At 63.4% G+C, this 26214-nt stretch carries 24 protein-coding genes; 19 read left to right on the top strand and 5 right to left on the bottom strand.

The genetic code is table 11. The features are described 5' to 3' along the window. Nucleotides 1-216 precede the first annotated feature (216 nt). Entirely contained in the window at nt 217-1680 is a 1464-nt protein-coding gene (locus tag ASG03_RS20160) for a phospholipase D-like domain-containing protein (protein ID WP_062695550.1), read from the top strand. 89 nt (nt 1681-1769) lie between these two features. Here the strand turns inward: ASG03_RS20160 and erpA are convergent, their stop codons facing one another. Beyond that, the gene (gene erpA, locus ASG03_RS20155) at nt 1770-2102 is read right to left on the bottom strand and encodes an iron-sulfur cluster insertion protein ErpA (RefSeq protein WP_062468072.1); all 333 of its coding nucleotides are present in this window, start codon (nt 2100-2102) and stop codon (nt 1770-1772) included. Nucleotides 2103-2300: 198 nt separating this feature from the next. Between erpA and ASG03_RS20150 the strand changes: the two genes are divergently transcribed. The 13 genes from ASG03_RS20150 to ASG03_RS20090 all read left to right on the top strand — a co-directional run bounded on the left by ASG03_RS20150 (nt 2301) and on the right by ASG03_RS20090 (nt 17657). After that, the gene (locus ASG03_RS20150; protein ID WP_062695699.1) at nt 2301-3518 is read left to right on the top strand and encodes a deoxyguanosinetriphosphate triphosphohydrolase; all 1218 of its coding nucleotides are present in this window, start codon (nt 2301-2303) and stop codon (nt 3516-3518) included. Between the two features lie 103 nt (nt 3519-3621). Further along, a complete protein-coding gene (gene argS, locus ASG03_RS20145) occupies nt 3622-5382 on the top strand; it encodes an arginine--tRNA ligase (protein ID WP_062695697.1) in 1761 nt (586 codons plus the stop codon). Between the two features lie 61 nt (nt 5383-5443). Beyond that, nucleotides 5444-7957, top strand: coding sequence for an SPOR domain-containing protein (locus ASG03_RS20140; protein WP_062695548.1), 2514 nt, complete (start codon nt 5444-5446; stop codon nt 7955-7957). Between the two features lie 153 nt (nt 7958-8110). Beyond that, entirely contained in the window at nt 8111-9127 is a 1017-nt protein-coding gene (gene nagZ / locus ASG03_RS20135) for a beta-N-acetylhexosaminidase (protein ID WP_062695546.1), read from the top strand. 39 nt (nt 9128-9166) lie between these two features. Then, nucleotides 9167-10024 carry a segregation and condensation protein A gene (locus ASG03_RS20130; protein WP_062695544.1) on the top strand — a complete coding sequence of 286 codons (858 nt, stop codon included), beginning with the start codon at nt 9167-9169 and terminating at the stop codon, nt 10022-10024. After that, nucleotides 10017-10721: an SMC-Scp complex subunit ScpB gene (gene scpB, locus ASG03_RS20125; RefSeq protein ID WP_062695543.1), complete on the top strand. Its 705-nt coding sequence runs from the start codon at nt 10017-10019 to the stop codon at nt 10719-10721. Before ASG03_RS20130 ends, scpB begins: the two co-directional genes overlap by 8 nt. Before the next feature lie 254 nt (nt 10722-10975). Continuing rightward, nucleotides 10976-11233, top strand: coding sequence for a twin-arginine translocase TatA/TatE family subunit (locus tag ASG03_RS20120; RefSeq protein WP_062468063.1), 258 nt, complete (start codon nt 10976-10978; stop codon nt 11231-11233). 62 nt (nt 11234-11295) lie between these two features. After that, entirely contained in the window at nt 11296-12171 is an 876-nt protein-coding gene (gene tatB / locus ASG03_RS21220) for a Sec-independent protein translocase protein TatB (RefSeq protein WP_082475884.1), read from the top strand. Next, nucleotides 12168-12986 (top strand): twin-arginine translocase subunit TatC, encoded by an 819-nt coding sequence (gene tatC, locus ASG03_RS20110; RefSeq protein ID WP_062468061.1) that lies wholly within the window; start codon nt 12168-12170, stop codon nt 12984-12986. The genes tatB and tatC overlap by 4 nt, the downstream gene beginning before the upstream one ends. A gap of 103 nt (nt 12987-13089) precedes the next feature. Beyond that, nucleotides 13090-14373 carry a serine--tRNA ligase gene (gene serS / locus ASG03_RS20105; RefSeq protein ID WP_062695541.1) on the top strand — a complete coding sequence of 428 codons (1284 nt, stop codon included), beginning with the start codon at nt 13090-13092 and terminating at the stop codon, nt 14371-14373. An 86-nt stretch (nt 14374-14459) separates the two neighbouring features. Continuing rightward, entirely contained in the window at nt 14460-15113 is a 654-nt protein-coding gene (locus ASG03_RS20100) for a protein-L-isoaspartate(D-aspartate) O-methyltransferase (RefSeq protein ID WP_062468056.1), read from the top strand. 191 nt (nt 15114-15304) lie between these two features. Beyond that, nucleotides 15305-15955 carry a hypothetical protein gene (locus ASG03_RS20095; protein WP_062471775.1) on the top strand — a complete coding sequence of 217 codons (651 nt, stop codon included), beginning with the start codon at nt 15305-15307 and terminating at the stop codon, nt 15953-15955. 139 nt (nt 15956-16094) lie between these two features. Continuing rightward, the gene (locus ASG03_RS20090; protein ID WP_062695539.1) at nt 16095-17657 is read left to right on the top strand and encodes a peptidoglycan DD-metalloendopeptidase family protein; all 1563 of its coding nucleotides are present in this window, start codon (nt 16095-16097) and stop codon (nt 17655-17657) included. A 96-nt stretch (nt 17658-17753) separates the two neighbouring features. Here the strand turns inward: ASG03_RS20090 and ASG03_RS20085 are convergent, their stop codons facing one another. Next, nucleotides 17754-18647, bottom strand: coding sequence for an ATP-binding protein (locus tag ASG03_RS20085; protein WP_062695537.1), 894 nt, complete (start codon nt 18645-18647; stop codon nt 17754-17756). Between the two features lie 244 nt (nt 18648-18891). Here ASG03_RS20085 and yajC point away from each other — a divergent pair, with 244 nt between their 5' ends. The 5 genes from yajC (at nt 18892) to ASG03_RS20060 (ending at nt 23729) form a co-directional block, all read left to right on the top strand. Next, on the top strand, nt 18892-19227 hold the full coding sequence (gene yajC / locus ASG03_RS20080) for a preprotein translocase subunit YajC (RefSeq protein WP_062468050.1): 336 nt from the start codon (nt 18892-18894) through the stop codon (nt 19225-19227). Nucleotides 19228-19287: 60 nt separating this feature from the next. Continuing rightward, nucleotides 19288-21816, top strand: coding sequence for a protein translocase subunit SecD (gene secD / locus ASG03_RS20075; RefSeq protein ID WP_062695535.1), 2529 nt, complete (start codon nt 19288-19290; stop codon nt 21814-21816). Further along, entirely contained in the window at nt 21816-22202 is a 387-nt protein-coding gene (locus tag ASG03_RS20070; protein ID WP_062695533.1) for an Mth938-like domain-containing protein, read from the top strand. The genes secD and ASG03_RS20070 overlap by 1 nt, the downstream gene beginning before the upstream one ends. 13 nt (nt 22203-22215) lie before the next feature. After that, entirely contained in the window at nt 22216-23094 is an 879-nt protein-coding gene (locus ASG03_RS20065) for a phytoene/squalene synthase family protein (RefSeq protein WP_244475338.1), read from the top strand. Between the two features lie 221 nt (nt 23095-23315). Continuing rightward, nucleotides 23316-23729 (top strand): hypothetical protein, encoded by a 414-nt coding sequence (locus ASG03_RS20060; protein ID WP_062468045.1) that lies wholly within the window; start codon nt 23316-23318, stop codon nt 23727-23729. 40 nt (nt 23730-23769) lie between these two features. On the opposite strand, the gene trmFO is transcribed toward ASG03_RS20060, so the two are convergent. The 3 genes from trmFO to ASG03_RS21210 form a co-directional block, all read right to left on the bottom strand. Beyond that, on the bottom strand, nt 23770-25206 hold the full coding sequence (gene trmFO / locus ASG03_RS20055; protein WP_062695531.1) for a methylenetetrahydrofolate--tRNA-(uracil(54)-C(5))-methyltransferase (FADH(2)-oxidizing) TrmFO: 1437 nt from the start codon (nt 25204-25206) through the stop codon (nt 23770-23772). A gap of 135 nt (nt 25207-25341) precedes the next feature. Next, nucleotides 25342-25485 carry a DUF1127 domain-containing protein gene (locus ASG03_RS21215; protein WP_082475898.1) on the bottom strand — a complete coding sequence of 48 codons (144 nt, stop codon included), beginning with the start codon at nt 25483-25485 and terminating at the stop codon, nt 25342-25344. 285 nt (nt 25486-25770) lie between these two features. Next, complete coding sequence (locus ASG03_RS21210; RefSeq protein WP_082475883.1) at nt 25771-25914, bottom strand: DUF1127 domain-containing protein; 144 nt, start codon at nt 25912-25914, stop codon at nt 25771-25773. Between the last annotated feature and the right edge of the window lie 300 nt (nt 25915-26214).

Genomic DNA, 26214 nt, shown 5'->3' with positions numbered 1-26214 from the left:
TGACAAACGCAGCGTGAGATCATTGGCCGCCGCCACGCTTGCAGGCCCAAGGCACGGTGCAGGCGCAGGCACCCCAATGTGATCAGACAGGCAAGCTTGCTGAGCTCGAGGTGGCGCCAGCGGGAATCCGCCAACGGCGATACACCTTTGCTTCCGGTTGCGCTAAGTCAGCACGTCACGTCACCGATTGTCGAAGAGAAGGAGCGAGTCCGGAGCATGATCCAGACGCTCGCCACATACTGGCCGCACATTTTCGCCGTTCTCTCTGTTGTCCTCGGGGTTCCCGCTGCGATCCACGCGACCATGACGAAGGACGAGGTGCGCGCAGCGCTCGGCTGGGTGGGTGTCATTGTCCTGTCCCCCGTCCTTGGTGCCATCATTTACGCTGTCGCGGGAATCAATCGGATCCGGCGCAGTTCCATCGGCCTTCAGCGTTCGCTCCTGAAGGACAGGACGGCCGATGCGCTCCAGCGCTTCGATGTCACCGACACCCTGGTCGCCGAACGTTTCGGCCAGCGCTTCTGCTCGCTCAAGACTCTTGGTGACAAGGTCAGCCGCCACCACATGTCGGCCGGCAATAGGATCGTCATGCTGGAAGGGGGCGACAGCGCCTATGCGCGTATGCTGGACGCCATCGCCGGCGCGCAGCGGTCCATCCTGCTGGAGACGTACATTTTCGACAGGGATCCGGTCGGCCTGCGCTTCGCCGATGCTCTGATCGCAGCCGTGCAGCGCGGCATCGCGGTACGTGTGCTGATCGACGCGGTTGGCGCGCGCTATTCCGTCCCCAGCATCGTCGGCTACCTCAGAAAGGGCGGCGTCACCACGCGCACCTTCAACGGCAATATCGTCATGGGCTTGCGGCTGCCCTATGCCAACCTGCGAACGCACCGCAAGATCCTGGTGGTCGATGGCAGCGTGGTCTTCACCGGCGGCATGAACATCCGTGCGGGATTCACCGCGGAATTTGCAAAAGGCGAGGAGGCCCACGATACGCATTTCGAGGTTCGCGGTCCGGTCGTCGCCGATCTCCTGCACGTCGCCTGCGAGGACTGGCAGTTTGCCAATGCCGAGATCCTGGAGGGCGAAGCCTGGGGCATCACCCCGCCGCCCGACAGCGAGCGCAAGGCCCCGATGATCATGCGGGTCATACCCACGGGCCCGGACCGCGCAAACGAAGCCAACCACAAGATGATCATGGGCGCGATTTCGGTTGCCCGCCGAAGCATCCGGATCATGTCGCCCTATTTCCTGCCGGACCGCGAACTGGTGAGCGCGCTGGTGACGGCCGCGCTGCGGGGCGTCCGCGTCGATATCGTGGTGCCGGCCGTCAACAACCTCACGCTTGTCGATCGCGCCATGACCGCGCAGTTCGACCAGGTGCTGAAAGGCGGCTGCCGCGTGTGGCGGGCACAAGGCGCGTTCAACCATTCCAAGCTGCTGACCATCGACGGACGATGGTCCTATATCGGATCCTCGAACATCGATCCCCGATCGCTTCGGCTGAACTTCGAGATCGACCTCGAAGTGCTTGACGCCAGTTTCGCAGCCGATCTCGAGCGGCGTTTCGAAGACATCCGCAGCGCGTCGAATGAGGTGACCCTGACGGGGCTTCGGGCACGACCGTTGGTGACGCGATTGCTCGACCGGGTCCTCTGGCTGGGGTCACCCTATCTCTAGGTCACCATCTTTCAGCTGCCTGATCGTTACAAATCATTGACTTCAGAGTGGTTTCGTACCCAGAGTCTCAGATCCGGGCACAGCGGACGTCAGATCGAGAAGCTGGTCCCGCAGCCGCAACTGGCAACGGCGTTCGGATTGCGGATCTGGAAGGATTGTCCGAGGAGATTGTCAACGAAGTCGATCTCGGAGCCTTCCATATAGACGAGCGACAGGCTGTCGATCAGCACCTTGGCATCTCCTTTTTCGAGAACCAGGTCGTCGTCCGAGCCGTCGTCGACCAGGTCGAACTTGTAGGAAAATCCAGAGCAGCCGCCGCCTTCGACGGAGACGCGCATGGCGTGCTTGTCACTGTCCGCCTTGAGGATCGTAGCGATGCGCTTTGCTGCAGAATCGGACAGCGTTACGGTGGCGTCGGTCATGTCGTGTCTCCTGCCGGGGTCAAGATCCGGAGAGTTTGTCGTAACTTACGAAGGAATCCGTATCCATGGTCTGCGCGGCAGCTACCAAACGCATGATTTACAACGGATCATGGCAAAGGGCGGCAGTCCGCGCTTTCATGCGGGCAAGACTATAGGTATGAAGGCTTTAAAACCGCGTCAATGGGATGCTGCATGCAAATGGCTTTGGATAAGGATGCACTGGGTTTCGGCGCGGGCCAGCGGGCCGTTTTTGCGTCCGATCCATGGACCAGCCGGGGACGGCTTTACCCTGAAGGGACGAGCACCACACGTTCGGACTTTCAGCGCGACCGCGACCGCATCGTCCACACCACGGCCTTTCGGCGCCTGAAGCACAAGACGCAGGTTTTCATCGCAGCCGATGGCGACCATTACCGTACCCGGCTGACGCACACGATCGAGGTAGCCCAGATCGCCCGCGCGCTCGCCCGCGCCATGCGCCTTGACGAGGATCTGGCGGAGGGCGTGGCGCTTGTTCATGACTTTGGCCATACGCCATTCGGCCACACGGGCGAAGACGCGCTCCAGGAAGTGCTCGCGGCCTATGGTGGTTTCGACCACAATGCGCAGTCGCTTCGCATCGTCACCAAGCTCGAGCGTCGCTATGCCGAGTTCGATGGGCTCAATCTGACATGGGAAAGCCTCGAGGGCCTGGTCAAGCACAACGGACCCCTGACAGGCCCGTCCGCCGATCCGCGGCACCCCGTCGTTCCCCAGCCGATCCTCGACTATTGTGCCCTCCATGATCTGGAACTGGGAACGTTTGCAAGCCTTGAGGCGCAGGTCGCGGCGATCGCCGACGATATCGCCTACAACACGCACGACATCGATGATGGCCTGCGCTCGGGCTATCTCACCTTCGACATGCTGGAGGAAATCCCGTTTCTTGCAGGCCTCATGCGGGAGGTGCGGGAGAAGTATCCGAACCTCGAGGCTGCGCGGTTCACGCACGAAATCATGCGCCGCCAGATCACGGCCATGGTCGAGGACGTGATCGGTGTGGCGCAGACAAACCTGCGTGAGCTTCGCCCGGAGAGCGCGACCGATATCCGCATGGCAGGGCGCGTCGTCGCGACGTTCTCGCCCGCGATGGGAGAGACCGACCGGCAGATCAAGCGCATGCTGATGACCCGGATCTACCGGCATGCCGATGTCATGCGGGTCCGGGAGAACGCGGCCCGGATCGTGGTCGATCTTTATCACGCCTTCATGGCCGAACCGCGCGAGATGCAGAAGCACCACTGGACAGATCAGATTGCCGGTCTCGCAGAGCCTGCCAAGGCGCGCCACGTGGCGGATTACATTGCCGGAATGACCGATACCTACGCGATTTCGACGCATCGGCGCTTGTTTGACCACACTCCGGATTTGCGCTAGAGCGCGACCCACCCGCCCGATCGCGCATCCCGGTACGCCGAGAGCCGGGCCCCTGATGCGGACCGCGGCCTGAAGAGGCGCGCCCTCTCTGACGATGGATATCATGAACATTTACGCCGACCTTGAAGCCAGAGTGAAAAAAGTCCTTGAAACGATTGATGTCGTTCAGGAAAAAGGTTCGAAGGTTGATGTCTCGCGCGTGGCGGTGGAAACGCCGCGGGATCCGAGCCATGGCGATGTTGCGACCAATGCGGCCATGGTGCTGGCCAAGCCGCTCGGCACGAACCCGCGCGGGCTGGCCGACGCGATTGCTGCCGCGCTGCGGCAGGACGCCGATATTGCCGAGGTCTCGGTTGCCGGGCCCGGCTTCATCAATCTGCGCCTCTCCGTCGGCTACTGGCAGCGTCTCCTGGCCGCGATCGTCAAGGCGGGGAACGACTATGGCCGCAGCACGGTCGGCGCCGGGCGGAAGGTCAATGTGGAGTATGTCTCGGCAAATCCGACCGGTCCGATGCATGTCGGGCACTGCCGCGGCGCCGTGGTCGGCGACACCTTGGCGAACCTTCTCGCCTTTGCCGGCTGGACCGTGACGAAGGAATACTACATCAACGACGCGGGTTCGCAGATCGATGTGCTGGCGAAGTCTGCCATGCTGCGCTATCGCGAAGCGCTCGGTGAAGCGATCGGCGAAATCCCGGCTGGTCTCTACCCGGGCGACTACCTCGTTCCGGTCGGGCAGGCACTGGCGCAGGAATTCGGCGAGAGCCTTCTCGGCATGCCCGAAGACCGCTGGATGCCACTTGTGAAGGAACGGACCATCGCCGCGATGATGGCGATGATCCGCGAGGATCTGGCCGCACTCAACGTGCACCACGACATCTTCTTTTCGGAACGGACGCTTCACGCCGACGGCGCGCAGCGGATCCGCTCGGCGATCAACGATCTGACCTTCAAGGGGCACGTCTACAAGGGAAGCTTGCCGCCGCCGAAGGGGCAGGTGCCGGAAGACTGGGAAGATCGCGAGCAGACGCTGTTCCGCTCGACGGATGTCGGAGATGACATCGACCGTCCGCTGATCAAGTCGGACGGCTCCTACACCTATTTCGCTGCCGACGTCGCCTACTTCAAGGACAAGTTCGATCGCTCCTTCGACGAGATGATCTATGTGCTGGGCGCCGACCATGGCGGCTATGTGAAGCGGTTGGAAGCCTTGGCACGGGCGGTGTCGGGCGGCTCGGTCAAGCTGACCGTGCTTCTCTGCCAGCTCGTCAAGCTCTACCGCAACGGCGAGCCTGTGAAGATGTCGAAGCGGTCCGGCGATTTCGTCACCCTGCGCGACGTCGTGGATGAAGTCGGCCGCGACTCCGTGCGGTTCATGATGATCTACCGGAAGAACTCGGAGCCTCTGGATTTCGACTTCGCCAAGGTCACCGAGCAGTCGAAGGACAATCCGGTCTTCTACGTGCAGTATGCGCATGCGCGCTGCCGTTCGATCTTCCGTCAAGCTGCCGAGGCCTTCCCGGACCTCGACCTTGCGGCCGTCGATTTTGCCGAGGCGCTGGGCACCCACATAGCGGATCCCAGCGAGTTGCAGTTGATCGCAAAACTGGCAGAGTATCCCCGTATCGTCGAATCGGCGGCACTCGCGCAGGAGCCGCACCGCATCGCATTTTATCTTTATGATCTGGCCAGCGCGTTCCATGGGCATTGGAACAAGGGCAAAGATTTTCCGGGCTTACGCTTTATTAACGATAAAAGTAGAGAATTGAGCCTTGCCAGACTAGGACTGGTGCATGCGGTTGCCTCCGTTCTGAGGTCCGGCCTTGATATTACAGGCACGGATGCCCCGAACGAGATGCGATAGCATGTCACCATTTCCCCATATTGGACTGGCACGACCGGCCCAGTATTTGTGAGTGGAGCGAATGGCAGACAAACAGTTGGCACGAAGCGCGGATGTGGACCCGAACTCGTTTCCGGATGAAGATCCGTTGAGCGAGCTGGCCCGCATTGTCGGCTACGACAATCGTCCCGCCCTGCAGCAGCTTCAGGAGCTGGAGCGTCATCGGGAAGCGGTTCGCTACGACCCGATCGTTGATCTCGAAGAAGAGCTGATGCGGGAGTTCGAGGCGTACGATACGCCGGTCGTGCCCGATGTCGCGACGCCAGAGCCCGTCGTGCACATGCCGCCCGTCGCGCAGATGCCCCTTGTCGTGGAGCCCGTCGCCGTTCAGCCGCCAGTTCGCGCGCCGCAGCCGGTGCAGCCGCAGCCGCGCCCTGTCGAGCCCACCTTCGAGATGCAGCCCGAGCCGGTTGCGCATCATAATTCCGAACCGGAATATTCCGCGGTGCGCCGTTCCGAGCCCGCGATCGACCTGGGCGATGAACTCGAAATGTCGCTGGGTTCTTCGCCGCAGCCGGTCGTTGCACCCCCAATGCCGGTCGAGCCGGTTCGCCAACCCGTCCGCCCCCACGTGGATGCCCTGCTGCAGACCGTCGAGCAGTTCGCCGTTCCGCATGCGCCGGCTCGTCCTGCTGTCGCTGCCGAGGCGGCACGGAAAAACAACTTCCCCTTCACGCCGAACTTCAGCCGCGCGACGCCGGTGGCTCTCAGCAGCGGGGCCAATCGCACCTTTGCGACACCCCTGCCGCCGGCCCCCGTCGTGGCTCCCGCCGCTCCGGTCCTGCCGGCTGCGGCTCCCACGATGGCTGTTGCGCCGTCCAAGGTCGAGCCCGTCATGCAGGCGCAGGCTCCCGTAGCCGCTGCCGCCGTCGTTGCCGCTCCGATCGCGGCACACTTTGTCCAGCCTGCGCCCGCCGTTGCTGCAGAGCCCGAGCCGGATTTCAACTTCGATGATTTCGAGATCGATCTATCCGATATCGACATCGAGCTGGATATGGCGGCGGACGAGGTTGCCCCGATCGAGGAGCCGGTCGAAGCCTTCACCGAAGCCGAACTGCCCTTTGATCCCTCGATGATTGCCGAAGCCGATTACGGCGTGACGGCAACCGGCGACATCGACGTGCCCCAACTCCCCGTGATCGAAGAGCAGAATCTCCAGCTCGATGCCGGTGACTACGATCTGGATATCGATGCCGAAATGGCACAGATCTTCAGCGCCGGTCGCCAGGAATCGGAGCGCGGAAACAGCGACGTCGCAACGGCCGTTGCGGCAGGCGTCGCGGGCGCTGCCGCCCCGGCGCGGTCTTCGCACGAAGAATTTGCCGATTTCGAACGGGCGATGGAAGAAGATTTCCGGCGTTCGATCAGCCAGCGCCAGGAGGTCATCGGGCAGGGCGATCGTTCGTACGAGCCGGCCCACGGGAACGACAACGACGTGCGTCCGCGCGGCAAGCTCTTCCTCCTCGCCGGTGCTGCCGCCATCGTGCTGATCGCCGGTGGCGTCGGCGCCTATACGATGATGGGCAGTGTCGGTGCGACCTTTGCGAGCTCCGAGCCCCAGATCATCCTTGCCGACAAGGCTCCGACCAAGATGGTTCCTCTTGAGAAGGGCGGCAAGACCGTGCCCAATCAGGACAAGGCCGTCTACGACCGGGTTGCCGGTGCGCAGGAAGAGGCGCCCCAGCAGGGGACCCTGGTCTCCTCGACCGAAGAACCCATCGACGTTGTCCAGCGGACGTTGACCCCGGAGAGCCTGCCGCTCGAAGGCGCAAACGGCCTGGACGGCATGCCCGCCGACGACGAAGGCGCGGATCGTCTGATGCCGGAAGATGGCGACGCCCAGGCCACGGCAGCAGCCGAGGATGCGGTGCCCGCCGTTGCGCCGCGCAAGGTCCGCACGATGATCGTGCGCCCCGACGGAACGCTTGTCGCCCGCGAAGAAACCGCACCGGAAGAGGCACCCGTTGTCGCGGCGGCTGCCCCCACGGGCAAGACGGTGAAAGCCGGCACGCCCACGCCGAACACGGCAGCCCTGGCAACGCCCGCGCAGGACGAAGTCGGCGCGCTCGCTGCCGCAGCCGACGCGACGGTGTCGAACGTTTCGGCCCAGACCGCCAAGGCGCAGCCGCTTCCCGAAGCACGTCCTGTGACGAAGCCGGTCGAGACTGCCAAGGCAACACGCAAGCCTGTCGATACGTTCGCGACGTCGACGACGCCGGCGAGCGCAGCAGCCAGCGGTGCGCCGAGCGCACCGGCCGACACGTCGCCGGTTCAGACCGCGTCGATCGCACCCGGCAGCTACGTCGTTCAGGTCGCCTCCCTCCCGTCGGAAGCCGAAGCGCAGAAGTCCTACAAGAGCCTGTCCGGCAAGTTCGGAAGCGTCATCGCAGGCCGCGGTGTCGATATCAAGAAAGCCGACATCGCCGGAAAGGGCACGTACTATCGCGTCCGCATCCCCGCCGGCAGCCGGGACGAGGCAAACGCGCTTTGCTCCCGCCTGAAGAGCGCCGGCGGAAGCTGCCTGGTCACACGATAGGCGAAGACAGACACGTTTGAAGGGCGCGGCCGAGGCTGCGCCCTTTGTCGTTTGGAGGGAGTGTGCGGCTGGTCTCGCAATCTCCTTGCTCTGAGGCCCGATCCGTCCTTAAACCATCCGTGGATGTCGAACAGAAAAGCATGAGGAAACGCCATGAGCGGATCGAAAGCATTCATCTCGGGCTGTAAGGGCCTCGCGCTGACGGCTGATGAGAAATCGTTTTTCGCGGATGAACGCCCGTGGGGCTTCATCCTCTTCGGGCGCAATATCGGCGAAGCCGCGCAGATTTCCGATCTCGTCGCGAGTCTGCGCGACAGCATCGGCAATCCCGAGGCGTTCGTGCTGATCGACCAGGAAGGCGGTCGCGTCCAACGTATCCGCCCGCCGCTCGCCGGAGCCTATCCGAATGCGGCGGCCATCGGCGCTCTGTTTCACACCGATCCGGCCAAGGGGCTGCGGGCTGCCTGGCTAATGTCCCGGCTGCATGCCTTCGATCTCATGCGCTACGGGATCAACGTGGACTGCCTGCCGGTGCTCGACGTGGCGGCCGAAGGCATGAGCGAGGCGATCGGCAATCGCGCCTATTCGCGCGATCCGCAGGCCGTTGCCGCGCTCGGAGCGGCCGCTGTGGAAGGGCTGAAGGCTGGCGGAATGTTGCCTGTCATGAAGCACATGCCGGGCCACGGTCGCGCGCTCGTCGATTCGCATCACAAACTTCCCGTGGTGGATCGGAGCTTCGAGGAGCTGGCGATCAGCGATTTCGTACCGTTCGTCGCGCTGAAATCCGAGGTCATGGCCATGTCGGCGCATATCGTCTTCACGGCCATCGATCCCGATCGGCCTGCGACGACGTCGCGAAAGGTGGTCGATGAGGTCATCAGGGGGCATATCGGGTTCGACGGGCTGCTGATGTCCGATGACGTGTCGATGAACGCGCTCGCGGGTGACATGGAAACGCGGGCGAGGGGCATCATCGAGGCGGGCCTCGATCTCGTTCTTCACTGCCACGGTATCATGGAGGAGATGCAGGCCGTCTCTCGCGTCGTTCCGGAACTGTCGGGTCCGTCGCTCCGGCGCGCGGATATCGCGGCATCGAGTTTCCGCGCGACCGATGCTTCCGACGATGTGGCCCTGCGCGCCGAGTTCGCGGAGATGTTCCCGAGTGTCTGAGGTTTCGCGAACCGGAAAGCGATATCGAAAGCCTCCGCAATGATCGTGGGCGATGGTCGCGATGGCGTGCGCGGTCGTATCCCGGATGAGGCGCGATGGGAGGCCGACGAGCGTGCGCTTCACGAGGCGGAGCTGGTGGTCGATATTGCCGGCTTCGAAGGTCCGCTGGATCTCCTGCTGCATCTGGCGCGAAATCAGAAAGTGGACCTCTCGCGTATCTCCGTCCTCGCTCTGGCGGAACAGTACATCGCCTTCATTGAAAGCGCGCGCTCGATTCGGTTGGAACTCGCGGCCGATTATCTCGTCATGGCGGCGTGGCTCGCCTTCCTGAAATCCCGCCTTCTCATTCCCCAGCCGCACAAGGATGACGGACCTTCGGGCGAAGAAATGGCGTCTGCGCTTGCCTTTCGGCTCAAGCGGCTCGAGGCGATGCGCGACGCCGCCACCCGGCTGGTCAATCGCAACCGGCTCGGCCGGGACGTCTTTGCGCGCGGTGCACCCGAACATATACCGGTCGAGCGCACCTCCGCTTACGAGGCGTCCCTGTATGATCTTCTTCAGGCCTATGCGAGCTTGCGCCAGCGCGAGGCGGTCATGCAGGTGACCATCGAGCGGCGTCAGGTCTGGTCGCTTGCGGATGCGCGTCTGATTCTTGCGCGCCTGACGGGCGGGCTGTCCGACTGGACGGTGCTCGACCACTTCCTGCTGCGCTATGTCGGAGACCCCGGGCAGCGCGTGAGCGCCATCGCCAGCGCTTTTGCGGCGTCGCTCGAAATGGTCCGCGAGGGTAGGCTGCAGATCCGCCAGGAAGAGGCCTTTGCGCCCCTCTATGTCCGGCTGGGCGATAATCCGATGACCGAGGCCGACATCGCAGAACTGGAAGCGCGCAATGGCTGAGATCGAGGAGGACGACGTCCTCGTCCGGCACGACCACGGCGTTCATCGAGCCCACGAACTCGAACGCATCGCCGAGGCGCTGGTCTTTGCCGCCGCTCAGCCGGTTTCCGAAGTCTACCTCGCGCAACGCCTTCCGGAAGGCACGGATGTCCGCAGCATCATGCTGCGCCTGAAGTCTGTCTACGCGACCCGCGGGGTCAACCTTGTTCAGGTAGACGACCACTGGGCGTTCCGAACGGCGGCGGATCTCTCTTTCGCTTTGTCGTCGGACGCGCAGGAGGTGCGCAAATTGTCGCGGGCAGCGCTCGAGATCCTCTCCGTCATTGCCTATCACCAGCCGGTGACGCGCGCCGAAATCGAGGATATCCGCGGCGTCCAGACGTCCAAGGGGACGCTGGACGTGCTGATGGAAGCCGGTTGGGTTCGGTTTCGCGGTCGCCGCCGGACCCCCGGGCGTCCGGTCACCTTTGCGACGACACGCGATTTTCTCGATCATTTCGGTCTCGAGAACCTGCGGGATCTGCCGGGACTGGAGGAATTGAAGGGTGCGGGCCTGCTTGCCGGGCGCATCCCGCCCGACTTCCAGATACCGCTTCCGCCGGGGGATGACGAACCGTCCGACGACGAGGATCCGATCACCGCCCTCGACCTTGAAGAGCTCGGCCTTCTCCCGCCGAGCGGCGACGAGCCCGCCTGATCGACCGCCATTCAGCGGGGCGTGCTGCAGCTCGGCTCGCGCCGGATTGAACAGCGCGAGCATTGCGCGCCATCGCCGTTTCCTTTAGATCTTTGTTCGAAAAGCAGGACTGCGTTTCTGCAAGAGAATCGCATCGGCGGACAAAGACCAAGGGCTGGGCAAGCGGCAACGCCGGCCATATCCCGGAGACAAGTGGAACAGGGCAGGCAGGCCATCCGGGATGGGTTTGTCGGATTTGCAGGGAGTTTACGAGTATGGGTTCATTCAGCATCTGGCACTGGCTCATCGTGCTGGTCGTCGTCCTGCTGCTCTTCGGTCGCGGCAAGATCCCGGAACTGATGGGTGATGTCGCCAAGGGCATCAAGAGCTTCAAGAAGGGCATGACCGACGACGAGACGGATGTTGCCGACAAGACCGGTTACGACAAGCCGGGCTACGAGAAGAGCCCCTACGACAAGACCGCTCCGATCGATCCGCGCACCGTCGAACATAAATCCGACGAAGTACGCTGATCAGGCAGTTCGGGTGCCCGGCAAACCGGCGCGGCCCCTTGTGATGTGCGGAGTTCCTGAGAATGCTTGACGTCGGCTGGACCGAGCTTGTTGTCATTGCCATCGTCCTGATTATCGTCGTTGGCCCGAAAGACCTTCCGCCGATGCTCCGGACCTTCGGCAAGATGATGTCGAAGATGCGTGGCGTGGCAGCTGACTTCCGCCACCAGTTCGACGAGGCGCTGCGTGAAGCGGACCTCGACGACGTGCGCAAGACGCTGAGCGAGGCGCAGAAGCTCAATCCGGCAAACAGCCTGCGGGAGGCGATGAACCCGCTTCGGCAGATGGGCAACGACATCAAGGCGGATCTCCAGAAGGCGACCCGGCCGGATGAGAAGGCTGCGCCTGTGATGTCGGAGATCCCGCCGGCGCCGGAGATTGCGGCCTCGGTCGCGACACCGCCGGAGCAACCGTCGGCGCCGGGTGCGGACGTCGCGCCCCTCGCAGCCTCTGCCCATCCCGCGGCGTCGGAACCGGTCGTCCCGTTCCCTGGCAATCCTGTGCCGGTCGCGGCTGCCCCCGTGATCCCTGTCACGTCGCCTGCACCCTCTTTGCCGTCAGCCGACGTGACGATGCCGGCCACGAGCGCTGCTGCCGTGCCGCTTGCCGACGGCGCGCGCGTCAGCCCGAAACCACGCAAGCGCGCCGTCAAGGCGGAAAACGCGGGCGGTGCGGAAAGCGCGGCAAATCAGGAGAAGCCTGTTGCGCCGATTCGCAAGGCGGTCGCCAAGGCTGCGGTCGATGGAGCGCCGGCCAAGCCGCGCAAACGCGCGCAAGCGCTCGCAGGCGAAGCCGGGGTGGCCGAGATCGGCGCAAAGATCAGCCGACGGAAAAAGGCGGTCGCCGCGGATGCGGCTCCTGAAACACCGATCACGCCGAAGAGCGGAGACGAGGCATGAGCGCCGATCTCGAAGACAAGCCCCAGCCGCTTCTCGATCACCTCATCGAGCTGCGAACCCGTCTGATCTGGGCCGTCGGCGCGTTCTTTGTGGCATTCCTTGTCTGCTTCTTCTTCGCCAAGCAGATCTTCAATGTGCTCGTGCAGCCCTACAAGTGGGCCGTGTCCTGGGCCGGTCTCGATCATCGCGCGGCAGGTCTGATCTACACCGCGCCGCAGGAATTCTTCTTCACGCAAATCAAGGTCGCCATGTTCGGCGCTTTGGTGATCGCCTTTCCGATGATCGCGACGCAGCTGTACAAATTCGTGGCGCCGGGTCTCTACAAGAATGAGCGCGCCGCTTTCCTACCCTTTCTCATCGCGTCGCCGCTGCTGTTCCTGCTCGGTGCGGCGCTCGTCTATTTCTTCTTCACGCCGATGGTGATGTGGTTCTTCCTCAACATGCAGCAGGAGGGCGGGCAGGGCGAAGTCTCGATCCAGCTTCTGCCGAAGGTCTCGGAATATCTGAGCCTGATCATGTCGTTGATCTTCGCCTTCGGTCTGGTGTTCCAGCTTCCCGTGATCACGACGCTTCTCGCGCGCGTCGGCTTCGTCACGGCGGCGACCCTGGCGGCAAAGCGGAAATATGCAATCGTGATCTCGTTCATCGCGGCGGCCATACTCACCCCGCCAGATCCCGTCTCCCAGATCGGCCTTGCGATCCCGGCCATCCTTCTCTACGAGATTTCCATCTATACGGCCCGACTCATCGAGCGCCAGCGCGCCAGGGATGCGGCGTCGCGAGAGCTTGCGGAAGCCGACGACCAGACCGATTGACCTTCCTCCAGGAAGAGAGACGGCAATGACGCGGCCGGCAGGTCGGCGATGTCGTCCGCGTTTTCTGCAGGGTGTCGGGTCTCTCACATTCGGAGACTGATCGATGCTCGATATCAAATGGGTGCGGGACAATCCCGAAGCGCTTGACGCCGCACTGGCAAAGCGTGGCGCTCCCGCACAGGCGTCCAGCCTGGTCGCGCTTGACGAGAAGCGCCGAGGCCTCGTGCAGGCGCTTCAGGACATGCAGTCCCGTCGCAATGCTGCCTCCAAGGAAATCGGGGCAGCGATGGCCCAGAAGAACGCGGAGCTGGCTGATCGTCTGAAAGCCGAGGTCGCCGAACTGAAGACCGCGATGCCGGCGCTCGAGGACCAGACGCGCACGGTGGATGCCGAACTCCACGACGTGCTCTCCCGTCTCCCGAATATACCGCTTGACGATGTCCCGGTCGGCGCCGACGAGCATGCGAACGTCGTTTCCCGCACGGTCGGTGAGCGTCCTGGCTGGAATCACAGAGCGCTTGAGCATTACGAAATCGGCGAAGCGCTGGGCTACATGGATTTCGAGCGCGCCGCAAAATTGTCGGGCTCCCGCTTCACCGTGCTGACGGGGCCTCTCGCCCGCCTGGAGCGCGCCCTCGGCCAGTTCATGATCGACCTTCATACGGGCGAGCATGGCTATACCGAGGTGTCCTCGCCGCTAATGGTGCGCGATGACGCGATGTTCGGCACCGGCCAGCTGCCCAAATTTGCCGAAGACCTGTTCCGCACGACCGACGGCCGCTGGCTCATCCCGACCGCCGAGGTGACCCTAACCAATCTCGTACGGGAAGAGATCATCGAGGCCGAAAAGCTGCCCCTGCGGTTCACGGCGCTGACACCATCCTTCCGCTCCGAAGCCGGTTCGGCGGGGCGCGATACCCGCGGCATGCTGCGCCAGCACCAGTTCTGGAAATGCGAGCTCGTGTCCATCACCGATGCCGAGACGTCGATCGACGAGCATGAGCGGATGACGGCCTGTGCCGAAGAGGTGCTGAAGCGCCTCGGACTTCATTACCGGGTCATGACGCTCTGCACCGGCGATATGGGGTTCGGTGCGCGCAAGACCTACGACCTCGAAGTCTGGCTTCCGGGCCAGAATACCTTCCGCGAGGTGTCTTCATGCTCCGTCTGTGGGGATTTTCAGGGGCGGCGCATGAACGCGCGCTACCGCTCGAAGGACGACAAGGCGTTGAAGTTCGTTCACACGCTGAACGGTTCGGGCACCGCGGTCGGCCGGGCCATGATCGCGGTCATGGAAAACTACCTGAACGAGGACGGCTCCGTTACCGTGCCGGATGCACTTCGGCCGTATATGGGCGGCCTGACGCGTATCGAAGCGGCGCGCTGACACGAGCGCCCGCGCCGTCTGGTGGCGGGCAACGGGCAACGGGCAGGGGGCAGGGGGCAGCGTAACGTGGGGAGGGATGCAGGCTTATGGCAACGCGGTTTCTAGAGCAGGAAGGGTTTGCTGCGCTTGTCCTGCGTCTGCGGGCGGAAGGCATCACCAACAAGGGCTTGCTCAACGCCGTCGAGGAGACGCCGCGGACACAGTTCGCCCCGGCGCCCTACCAGAAGGAAGCTCTGTCTCCCCGTATCGTGCCGCTGGACTGCGGCTCGTTCATGGAAGGGTATGATTTCGCGGTGCGAACGCTGCACGCGCTTGGCGTGAAGCCCGGACAGCGCATCCTCGAGATCGGCACGGGCAGCGGTTTCACAGCCGCCGTGATGGGACGGATCGCCGAGCGGGTCCTCAGCTACGAGCGCTACAAGACACTGGTGACGAACGCGCAGGCAAGCCTCGAAAAGCTCGGGATTCGCAATGTCATCGTCCGGCAGGCCGATGGCAGTGCAGGCTTGGTCGGCGAGGGAACCTTCGACCGCATTCTCGTGACCACCGCCTTCGACAGCCTGCCGCGTGTATTCTCGGATCACCTCGTCTCCGGCGGCGTGCTTCTCGTGCCGATCATGGTGAGCGAAACCGAGTGCCGCATGGTCCGTCTGACCCGGACCGGAAGCCGTTTCGACCGTGAGGATCTCTTCGAAGCGCCGTATCTTCCGATCGTCCCGAAAATGGCGGCGTTCCTGTAAGACTCATCCCCTTCAGCCGGTAATCGGTAAGGCGCTCTCGACGAGGCGTCGGCTGTGTCCATTCTCCAAGCATTAACAGAGTGTTAATATTCTCCAGCTTCGCGCAAGCCTTGCGATCTACCTCATGGTGGACCTCAAGAGCTTCGCAGAGGTGCAGGCTCCCGAGGCGTGAAGGCGCAAGGAGCATGTTCATGCAGATTGCAGGCAAGACGATCATCGCGACCAACGACGCCGGCCAGCGGGCGCCGCGTTCGCCCGTTCGTCCCGACGTCGAAAATCGCGAGCCCACGACCCCCGTCGTTTCGATCGGTGGCAGCTACGATCCCTCGTCGCGTGTCTCGTTGTCCGCGGAAACCCTTCTCTTTCTTTCGCGCACCAAGCGCGCCCAGGAAAAATACCCGCCTTTGACGCGCGAGGAGTGGAACAACAAGCTCTCGCCGCAGCTTGCCGCACGCGAATATCAGGCTTTTGGCAAGTATGGCGAGACCGGCGACTACAAGGCCTACTATCGCGGCTTCATCGACTATTACGACAACCTGCGTCCGGACGATCAGGACAGCCTTCGCTATTTCGGGACGCGCGATGCCGCTGTCGCAGGCCTGCGCTCTGCGGAATACGAGGACGAGTCGGGTCTCGAAGCCCCAGGGGGTTTCCAGACGCTGGTCGACGTGCTTCTGGACGGCGAGAAACCGTCTTTCTCCGAGCAGGGAACGGAGGCTCCAGCCGTGATGATCACGGGCGACAAGTTCGGCTGGGATACCGGATCCGTGTCCTACGAGGACGTCACCGAGAGCCGTGCGGAGCATTCCGAGATCGAGCGCTTCTATCGCGAAAGCTTTTGATCTGCTTGTGCATTTTCCTCGTTACAATCGACTTACGCTCGCCGAAAACCATAAAGTGTGAGCGGCTCTTAACCCGTCGGTAACTCTAATACGTTTTAATAAACCTACATCGGGGCTACGTTCCAAGTAGGTAAGCGTCATGCGTTTAAGTGTATCGTCATCTGTTCATAAATCGGTCGTCCGTCTGGGGGTGGCCGTTCTCCTGGCGAGCGCGGCGAGTGGCTGCAGTTCGGATTCGTCCCGGTTCGGAGGGCTGTTCTCACGCTCCGACCTGACGACCAATTCCATTCCGAGCGCTCCGGTGCCAGGTGGGGATATTGACGGCAGCGGCAACATGCCGCCCGTGTCCAATGCACGTCAGGCGGCTGTCAACCAAGCGTACCCGGATCCGGTCAGCGCCACGCCGGTGTCCCGCACACGGGTCGCATCAACGCCCATGAACGTTCAGCGCACGAGCCTGGCCGATCCGACCGTCGAGCCGACGCGTCGGCCGAGCGCACAGCCTTTCCCGTCGACCGCCTCATCCTCGCAGGGCCGGGTTCCGGCGCTTGCTGCGCCCGATCCGGTCACGACGGCGACCGTTCGCCCGTCGAGCGGCTGGTCCACCGTCAACGCACCTGCCGTCCTGATGCGGCAGGGCGATACGACAGCCTCGCTTGCCACCCGCTTCGGCGTGCCGGAGAAGGAAATCCTGAAGGCGAACGGCCTGAAGCGCGGTTCCGACGCGGAGCCGGGTCAGCGTATCCTGATCCCCACCTATGGGGCAGCGGGGAGTGCGGCGAAGGCATCGGCCTCGCAGGCCGCCACGGCCCTCGACATCGACAAGCAGAAGAACAAGCCGGTTCTCCCGGAGAATCGCGACGTCGCTATTCTGCCGACACAGACGCAGAGCCGCGAAAAGGGGTCTCTCGCCAACGGCGCGACGGCTGGCAAGCAGCCGATGACCGGCGAAGGCGACGCGGCCGGAACCTATACGGTGAAGGCTGGCGACTCGCTGAACCGTATCGCGAAGGCCAATGGCGTTTCCGTCGATCAGCTGCGCGCCGAGAACGGCCTGACGAGCGGCGCGATCCGCGTCGGCCAGGCTCTGAAGCTGCCGAAGACGTCGTCGGTTGCCCGCAACACGGCGCAGCCCGGAACGGACGCGGTCACCACCGCTTCCGTCGCCCCGAAGGCTGCCGCGCCGAAGGTCGAGAAGCCCGCTAAGGTCGAGCAGGCGAAGGCCGATGCGTCCAAGCCGACGGAATATACGCCGGCCGTCGCCAAGCAGTCGGTCAACGAGGTCGCGGCCAAGGATGACGGTTCCGACGCACCGAAGGCCACCGGGATCAGCAAGTATCGCTGGCCGGTGCGGGGCGCGGTTGTCGCAGGCTATGGCGCCAATGTGGAAGGCAACCGAAACGACGGCATCAACATCTCCGTTCCCGAGGGCACCCCGATCAAGGCGGCCGAGAACGGCGTGGTCATCTACTCCGGCAGCAGCCTGAAGGAGCTCGGAAACGCCGTCCTGGTTCGCCACGACGATGGTACCGTCACGGTCTACGGCAATGCTTCGGAACTGAAGGTCCAGCGCGGCCAGAAGATCCAGCGCGGTCAGACGCTTGCAGCCTCCGGCATGAGCGGAACGGCGACACAGCCGCAGGTTCATTTCGAAGTCCGCAAGAACGCGACGGCGGTCAATCCCGCGAGCTATCTCGAATAGAACCTCACGACGTCCAGATGCAGCGATATCCCCGGCATGTCCGGGGATTTTGCATATGGGGTGTTGCTGTGATTGAGGACAGGTGTCTCAGCCGTCTCACGCGTCCGCGCCGCGTTCGCCCGCGTCTGCAATCCGCGTCCGCGTGCGGCCCGCCAGATCCTGGATGAACTGCCAGGCCACCCGCCCCGAACGTCCGCCGCGCGTGGTGCTCCATTCCAGCGCTTGTGCGTGAAGGGTCTCCTTGGAGACCGGAATCGCAAAATGCTCGGCATAGGCATCGATCATCGCGAGATAGTCGTCCTGGCTGCATTTGTAGAATCCGAGCCACAAGCCGAAACGATCCGACAGCGAGACCTTTTCCTCGACGGCTTCGGAAGGGTTGATCGCCGTGGAGCGCTCGTTCTCCATCATGTCGCGCGGCAAAAGGTGGCGGCGGTTGGAGGTGGCGTAGAGCAGGACATTGTCCGGTCGTCCCTCGATCCCCCCGTCGAGGACCGCCTTCAGGGATTTGTACGACGTATCGTCATGGTCGAACGAGAGGTCGTCGCAAAAGACGATGAACGGCACGGGGGCCGCTTTCAGAATGTCCATGAGCTGCGGCAAGGTCGCGATGTCCTCGCGATGCACCTCCACGAGCTTGAGCGGCACGCCGGTGCGCTGGATCACGGCAGCGTGGACGGATTTGACGAGCGAGGACTTGCCCATGCCCCGCGCGCCCCAGAGAAGGACATTGTTTGCCGGATATCCTCCGGCAAAGCGCAACGTGTTGTCGAGCAGGATGTCGCGAACATGATCGACGCTCTGGATCAGGGAGAGGTCGATCCGGTTCGGTCGCGCGACGGGCTGCAGATGTGCCCGCAATGGTGCCCAGACGAAGCACTCCGCAGCGTCGATCGTATTGACCGCGGGTGCGGGCCCCGCGATGCGCTCCACGGCCGCAGACAGCCTGCGAACCTCTTCCATCAGCCGTTCGAGTGTCGCTTCGCTCATATCAGTCTCCTCTCGCCCGCCATCGCTTCGGGTGCCTTCTCCGGCGTCCGGGCTGCGCTAACACGCGTCCTTGTCTGGGGAAAGGTCATCCGGCGGCTGAAAAGCCCTTCTGCGCCGGGATAAACTATGCGAGAGGCATGGTTCGGCGCGTTGCAATCGTAGCGGCCATTCTTATAGTGCGGCCATTCCGCGAAAGGGCGTTCCGCCTATCCGGCCGCAGTCGTTGTTATTTAAGGAGTGATCGATGTTCATTACGGAAGCTTTTGCGCAGACGCCTGGTGCAACCGGCGCTGGCGGCGCGGACATTCTCATGTCCATTCTGCCGTTCCTGCTGATCTTCGTCGTGATGTACTTCCTGATCATCCGTCCGCAGCGCGCTGCGCTGAAGCGTCGCGAGGAATTGTTGAAGAACATCCGTCGCGGCGATCAGGTCGTCACGGGCGGCGGCATCGTGGGCAAGGTCACGAAGGTCATCGACGACGGTGAACTCGAAGTGGAAATTGCTGACGGCATCAAGATTCGTGTGGTACGCAGTGGTGTGACCGAAGTCCGCGTCAAGGGCGAACCCGTCAAGGAATAACGGGCCGCTGGCGGCAACGACGACGATCCGATTGATCCACTGCGAAGCGCCGGGAGCGTCATGCCGCAAACCTCACGCTGGGGAACTGTTCTCGTCTGGCTCGTCGTTCTCGCGAGCTTCGTCGTGGCCCTGCCGAACGTGCTGCCACGTTCGCTTCTCGACAGCCTTCCGGCGTGGGTGCCCGCCCGGCAGGTGGCGCTCGGGCTGGATCTGTCCGGCGGTTCGCGCATCGTGCTCAAGGTCGAGCGGGATGATGTGGCGCGCACGCGGCTACAGGCTGCGACGGAGGCCGTTGCGGCCCAGTTGCGCAATGCCAATCTCGCCTTCACCGATCTTTCGGGCGTCGGCGAGGATATCACCTTTTCTCTCCAGGACACGGCCAAGGCTTCGACCTTGCCGCAGGTGCTGGCACCGCTGGTGGGCACGGTCGATCGCGGTCGTGGCGGCAAGGCCGTCAGCGAGTTGCGGTTCGTCGGCACGCAGGACGGCCAATCGCAGCTCAGTCTGACGCCGGAAGGCATCGATGCGCGTCTCGGCGATGCCGTGGCCGACAGCATCGCGGTCCTTGAGCGGCGGCTTGTGGAACTGGGCGTCGTCGCGCCGCGTCTCGGTCGGCAGGGGGCCGATCGGATCGTGGTGCAGGTTCCCGGCCTCTACGACTCCGAGCAGCTGAAGACCGTGCTCGCGCAAGGCGGTGAATTTTCGTTCCGCCTGGTGGATATGTCCACCACCGTCGAGACTGCTGTGAGCAATGCGCCGCCTGCCGGCTCCGAAGTTCTCTATTCCGCGGAAGATCCGCCGGTCGCCACGCTGGTCAAGCGCCAGCCAGTGGTCACGACGGCCGATGTCGCCGATGCCACGGCCGCAACCGACGGGCCGGATGGCGCTCCGGTCGTCGATCTCGTCTTTACCGAAGACGGCGCACGTCGCTTTGCCGAAGCGAGCAGGACGGCGGCCGGCACGACCATGGCGGTCGTTCTCGACGGTTCGGTGATCTCGACCCCGCTGATCCGTCAGGCCGTTACGGACGGGCGCATCCGACTTGCGCCGGAGATGACGCCGGAAGGTGCGCAGGATCTGGCGCTCGTGCTGCGTGCCGGCGCTCTGCCGGCCGCCATCACGGTTGCCGAAGAGCGCACCATCGGCGTGGGCCGCGGTTCCGACAGCATCGAGTCGATGCTCGTCGCCGGTGCGGTCGGCACGATCGTCATCATCGCCTTCATGGTCGGCTTCTACGGGCGGTTCGGCGTCGTCGCCAGCATTGCGGTCGTCCTCAATGTCATCATGATCGTTGCCGTTCTCACAGCCACGGGTTTGCCGCTGACGCTTCCAGGACTCGCCGGCATCGTGCTGACGATCGGCGTAGCCGTCGATTCCAACGTGCTCATCTTCGAGCGCTTTCGCGAAGAGGCTGCCGCGGGGCGGGATTTCCGCCAGGCAATCCAGCTTGGCTTTGCCCGCGCTTTCGGCGCAATCGTGGATGCGAACATCACGACGCTCATCGCCGCGATCATCCTTCTGTATCTCGGCAGCGGCGCCATTCGCGGCTTCGCGGTCACGCTGGCCATCGGCATTGTCACCACGCTGTTCACGGCGTTCACGCTGACCCGCGTGATGCTGGAGGCCTGGCAGCGGCGGCGGCCGCGCAAGCGCCTGCCGCGCGGCATCAAGACGGCGATGTTCGACCGCCTGTCGTTTCGGTTCATGGCGGCACGTCGTTTCGTGTTTTCCATCACGGCGGTCCTGTCGATCCTCACCGTCGTGCTCTTTGGTCTGTTCGGCATCAATCTCGGCATCGATTTTTCGGGAGGTTCCGTCATCGAGGTGCAGGCGCGGGAGGGGAACGCCAATATCGGCGATATTCGCGCGCGCCTCGACCAGCTTAACCTCGGTGACATTTCCGTCGAGCGATATGGCTCGTCGCGCGACGCGGTCATTCGCGTCCAGTCGCGGGACGGGGGGGAGAATGCCGAGCAGACGGCGGTTATTCTCATCCGCGACGAACTGGACAGCGCCTATGATCTGCGACGTGTCGAAGTGGTCGGTCCCACGGTCTCCGAGACGCTGACCCGTTCGGCGTCCATCGGCGTTGCCATCTCGCTGCTCGGCATCCTTCTCTACATCTGGGCGCGTTACGAGTGGCAGTTCGCGGCCGGTGCGATCGTCGCGACGCTGCACGACGTCGTTCTAACGATCGGGCTGTTCGTCGTGACGGGCATGGAGTTCAACCTTACGAGCGTCGCGGCTTTGCTGACCATTGTCGGCTATTCGCTGAACGACACGGTCATCGTGTATGATCGCATCCGCGAGAACCTCAACCGGTTTCCGCGCATGCCTCTGCCGATCCTGATCGACACTGCCATCAATCAGACCCTGTCGCGGACCGTGCTGACCGGTGCGACGACGCTTCTGGCTCTGGCGGCCCTGAGCATCTTCGGCAGCGACACCATACGACCGTTTGCCGTCGTCTTGATGTTCGGGGTGGCCGTGGCCACGTTCTCCTCCATCTATGTCGCTGGGCCGGTGCTCATCCTGTTCCGGCTGAAGCGCGCCCGCGCCCGGGCACGCGACCTTCATGGAGCAGCCTGATGCGCCGTCCGATCGAAGTCCGCAATGCCCATTTCCCCGGCCGTGCGCCCATCGATGCCTATGGCAACGGCGGTTTCCGCTTTGCCGGCATGTCGCATCGTGGATCGCTGCTTCTGCTTCCTTCCGGCATCTATGGCTGGGAGAAGGAGGAAGGCGAACCGTTGACGGCCGCAGATTTCGAGCGTGTCCTCGCGGAGGCTGGTGACATCGAAGTCATTCTCGTGGGGACCGGGGCGAATATCCGGCCGCTCGCTGCGGACGTGAAGACGGCGCTGCGCAACAATGCGATCTCTTCCGACCCGATGAGCACCGGCGCGGCCGTGCGCACCTACAACATCATGTTGGCGGAAGAGCGCAACGTCGCCGCCGCGCTCATCGCCGTGTGACGTGACCGCTCCGATGTCCGATACCACCACGTCTGCCACGATGTCCGGCCAGCCGGACTTTTCGCCCAGTCTTGCCGCGCTTCGCGAGAACGACCGTGACCGCTATCTGGCCTGCCTGCTGGCGCCGCCGGACAAGCAGGGTCCGCTCGCAGCGCTTTACGCGTTTCATGCCGAGATTGCCCGTGTGCGCGATGTCGTCCGGGAACCGCTTCCCGGCGAGATCCGCCTGCAATGGTGGCGTGATGCGCTGGAGGATGTCACGGGCGCGAAGGCCGACGGAAATCCTCTGGCCGAAGCGCTGCTGCGCACGGTGCGGGAGGCGCGCCTGCCGATCGGCGTGCTCCTCGACATGATCGACGCGCGCGTCTTTGATCTCTACGACGATCCCATGGAGAGCCGGAGTGCCCTCGAAGGCTATGCGGGTGAAACGGCCTCGGCGCTTATTCAACTTGCCTGCCTCATCCTCGACCCGGATACGGCACCACGTTCGGCCGAAGCCGCCGGTCTTGCCGGCGTGGCCCAGACGATCGCCGGCCTGCTGATGCTTGCCCCTGTTCACCGGCGCCGTGGCCAGGTCTATTTTCCGGCGGATCTTCTTGCTGCGACCGGGCTCGACCGAACATCGTTCCTGAACGGGGAGGATCGGGCAGCGACCTCGCGCGCGGTCGCCGCTCTGGCCGGCTTGGGCCGCGAGCACCTCGAGAAGGCGCGGGGCGCCTCCAAGGCCATTTCTCGAACGAACCGGGCCGCCTTTGCGACCGTCGCGCTCGCGGACACGGTTTTCAAGCGGGCGGAAACGCTGGGCGCGGATGTGTTTGACGCGTCGATCGTTCCACCGCAATGGCGGCGCCAGTGGTGGATGTGGCGCGCGGCCAGAAGCGGCCGCTGGTAGCGTGCCACGTTTGCGGGACACTTCGCGCAAGCCTCGCGGGTTACATGGAAAGCTCGAGCCGTGAGAACAGAGACGGTCTGCACATCGTGACCCGAGGCACGCTGCGTGATTTGCGGGCGAACGGGCAGCGCCACGCCGTCAGCGACGGATAAGCGGGATGCCCCGTATCGGTGTGCCCGATGCGTTGCTAGCCCAAGGTACCGCCTGAAATGGATAATGCGATGATTTCCTGGTTCGCCATTGCCGCATCGTTGTTGGCCGCGGCCTACATCTACCAGCGCATGAAGCGCCAGCAGGCAGACGATCTGTCGACGCCGGACGAAGGGCAGGCGATTCTCGATTTCGGACGAGCGTTTCCCGATGAAGCGATCCGCGCCATCCATCCGACCGCCGATGGAAACGCCTTCTTCGTGCGGCTTCACGACGGCAAGGCCGGCATCGTTCTCGGGCAGGGACGGCATTATCTCTGCCACCTCATCGTGCCCGGGAAGGTGCGGATCACCCACGCCGCGAGCGGCCGCGGGCTTGGCCTGTCGTTCAGCGATACAGCGATCTTCGACGGAACCTACGAATTCGCGACCGGGGAGACTGCGGCCGAAGTCTCGCTCTGGATCCTCGGCAGTTTCAGCGCCTGAACCGGAAGGCCGCGCGTCGAGGGCAGGGGCGGTTGGTCCCTCAGGCCGACCGCAGAAGCGCCTCGCCATCCTGTCCGAGCCATGTCGCGCAGTCGGCAAGCGCGCGGCTTGCGACCAGGTTTTTCTTGACGATGGCCTTGTCCTTGCCGCGGAAGCGCTTGACGCCCTCGGGCTTGACGATCGCACCGGGATCCAGCGGCGGAAACAGGCCGAAATTGACATTCATGGGCTGAAAAGACCGTTTTCCCGGCTCTTCGTCGGAAACGATGTGTCCCCCCGTAATATGCCCGAGCAGCGCGCCGAAGGCGGTCGTTGCCGGCGGCATGCTCAACGGGTGCCCCAGGCGCTCGGCCGCGGCGAATCGTCCTGCCAGAAGCCCGATGCTGGCGCTTTCCACATAGCCCTCGCACCCGGTGATCTGGCCGGCAAAGCGAAGACCGGGGCGGGATTTCAAGGTCAGCGAGCGGTCGAGCAGGATCGGCGAATTGAGATAGGTGTTGCGATGCAGACCGCCCAGACGCGCGAACTCCGCTTTCTCGAGGCCCGGGATCATGCGGATGATATCCGCCTGCGCGCCGTATTTCAGCTTCGTCTGGAAGCCCACCATATTGTAGAGGGTTCCCAGCGCGTTGTCCTGGCGCAGCTGTACGACGGCGTAGGGCTTGACGGTCGGATTGTGCGCATTCGTCAGACCCATCGGCTTCATCGGACCGTGACGAAGCGTCTCGCGACCACGCTCCGCCATGACCTCGATCGGCAGGCAGCCATCGAAGTAGGGCGTCCCCTCCCATTCCTTGAAGCCGATCCGGTCACCCGCGATCAGGGCGTCCACGAAGGCATTGTACTGGGCTTCGTCCATCGGGCAGTTGATGTAGTCCTTGCCCGTTCCGCCGGGACCGACCTTGTCATAGCGTGACTGGAACCAGCAGACGTCCATATCGATCGTTTCGGTATGAATGATCGGCGCGATCGCATCGAAGAAGGCGAGCGCGTCGGCGCCGGTCTGCGCCTGAATGGCTTCGGCCAGCGCCGGCGCGGTGAGCGGACCGGTCGCGATGATGGCGAGATCCCAATCCTCGGGCGGAAGCGCGGACACCTCTTCGCGCGTCAGCCTGATCAGGGGATGCCCGCTGATCGCCTTTGTCACGGAGGCCGAGAACCCTTCGCGGTCGACGGCAAGCGCCCCACCCGCCGGCACCTGGTTCCGGTCGGCACAGGCCATGATCAGCGAGCCCGCGAGGCGCATTTCGGCATGGAGGACGCCGACGGCATTGCTGGTCGCGTCGTCGGAGCGAAACGAATTGGAGCAGACCAGTTCCGCGAGATGATCGGTCTTGTGCGCCTCGGTTTCCCGGACGCCGCGCATCTCGTGCAGGATGACCGGGATCCCGGATTGCGCGATCTGCCAGGCAGCCTCGCTGCCGGCGAGGCCGCCGCCGACGACATGGATGGGGGAGTGGGAGCTGTTCTTCGTCATGGCGCGTTCATAAAGCAAAACATCGCCGCCCGGAAGGGCAGGCACTCTCGCAGTTTGGTGTGCGCCGGCCTGGCAAACAAACGAAAACGGCGCTCCGAAGAGCGCCGTTGGCATACAGTTCAGGCGATCCGACGATTAACGGTAGGAGCGCGATGCAATGTTGCGGATGTCGAAGCGGGTGATGCCGATGTCCGACAGGGCATGGTTCGAAAGGTTGCCGAGTTCCGAAACGGTGCGGCGGTAATTGATCCAGCTCTTTGCGATGCGAATGGGGTTCATGGTCTTATCCTTCAGTATCTGGGTGAGATGCATTGATCAGCGATCTCGTTGACGCTGCTTATACGCCCACGCCTCAGCCAGGTGGAGTGCAAAGACTATGCAGCTGCCATGCATTTGTGCAGATGCATGCTCATTTCGCGCGCATTCAAAGGGTCTGACCAATTTTGTGGCGGCTCGCCATTGCGCCTCGACAGGCAAGGTGACGACGTGTGAGGGCGCAAACGAAAACACCCTCCGGCAGGGCCGAAGGGTGTTCAGATTCAAACGTTTTTGGCAGCTTTTAACTTAGCGAACAGCCTTGCGGGCAACGCTCAGGATTTCGCTACGGCCGATGCCGAGATCGTTCAGTTCGCGATCGCTCATGCGGCCGAGCTCGGAGACGGTCTGGCGATACTTGCGCCACGTGGAGAAAGAGCGGGTCAGGTTCATGTCGGTTTCCTTTTTGGAAGTGCCGGCATGTCTCACCGGCGCGTTGTCATGACGCTGATATAGCCAATCAAATCGATTAGAGGCAGGGGGTCTGTTGCATCGCACCCATGCGGCGGATGCAAGTCTCGGCGCGGGCAGGATCAGGCGGCATGACCGGCGCCCCCGACGTTCCACCCGTGCGCGGGCCGGGAAAACCGCATTTTCCCTTTGATCCCCGGGGAACGGGTGTTATAGAGACGCCGCGCTCGGGAAGGCCTGGACCCGGTTGCAGCAGGAATCTCGCGATTCCGCTCGACCGTT

It is taken from the genome of Rhizobium sp. Leaf341 (genome assembly GCF_001424325.1).
Classification (GTDB): domain Bacteria; phylum Pseudomonadota; class Alphaproteobacteria; order Rhizobiales; family Rhizobiaceae; genus Ferranicluibacter.
Note: the sequence above shows the minus strand (reverse complement) of the source record. Positions and strands in the feature narration are given on the sequence as shown.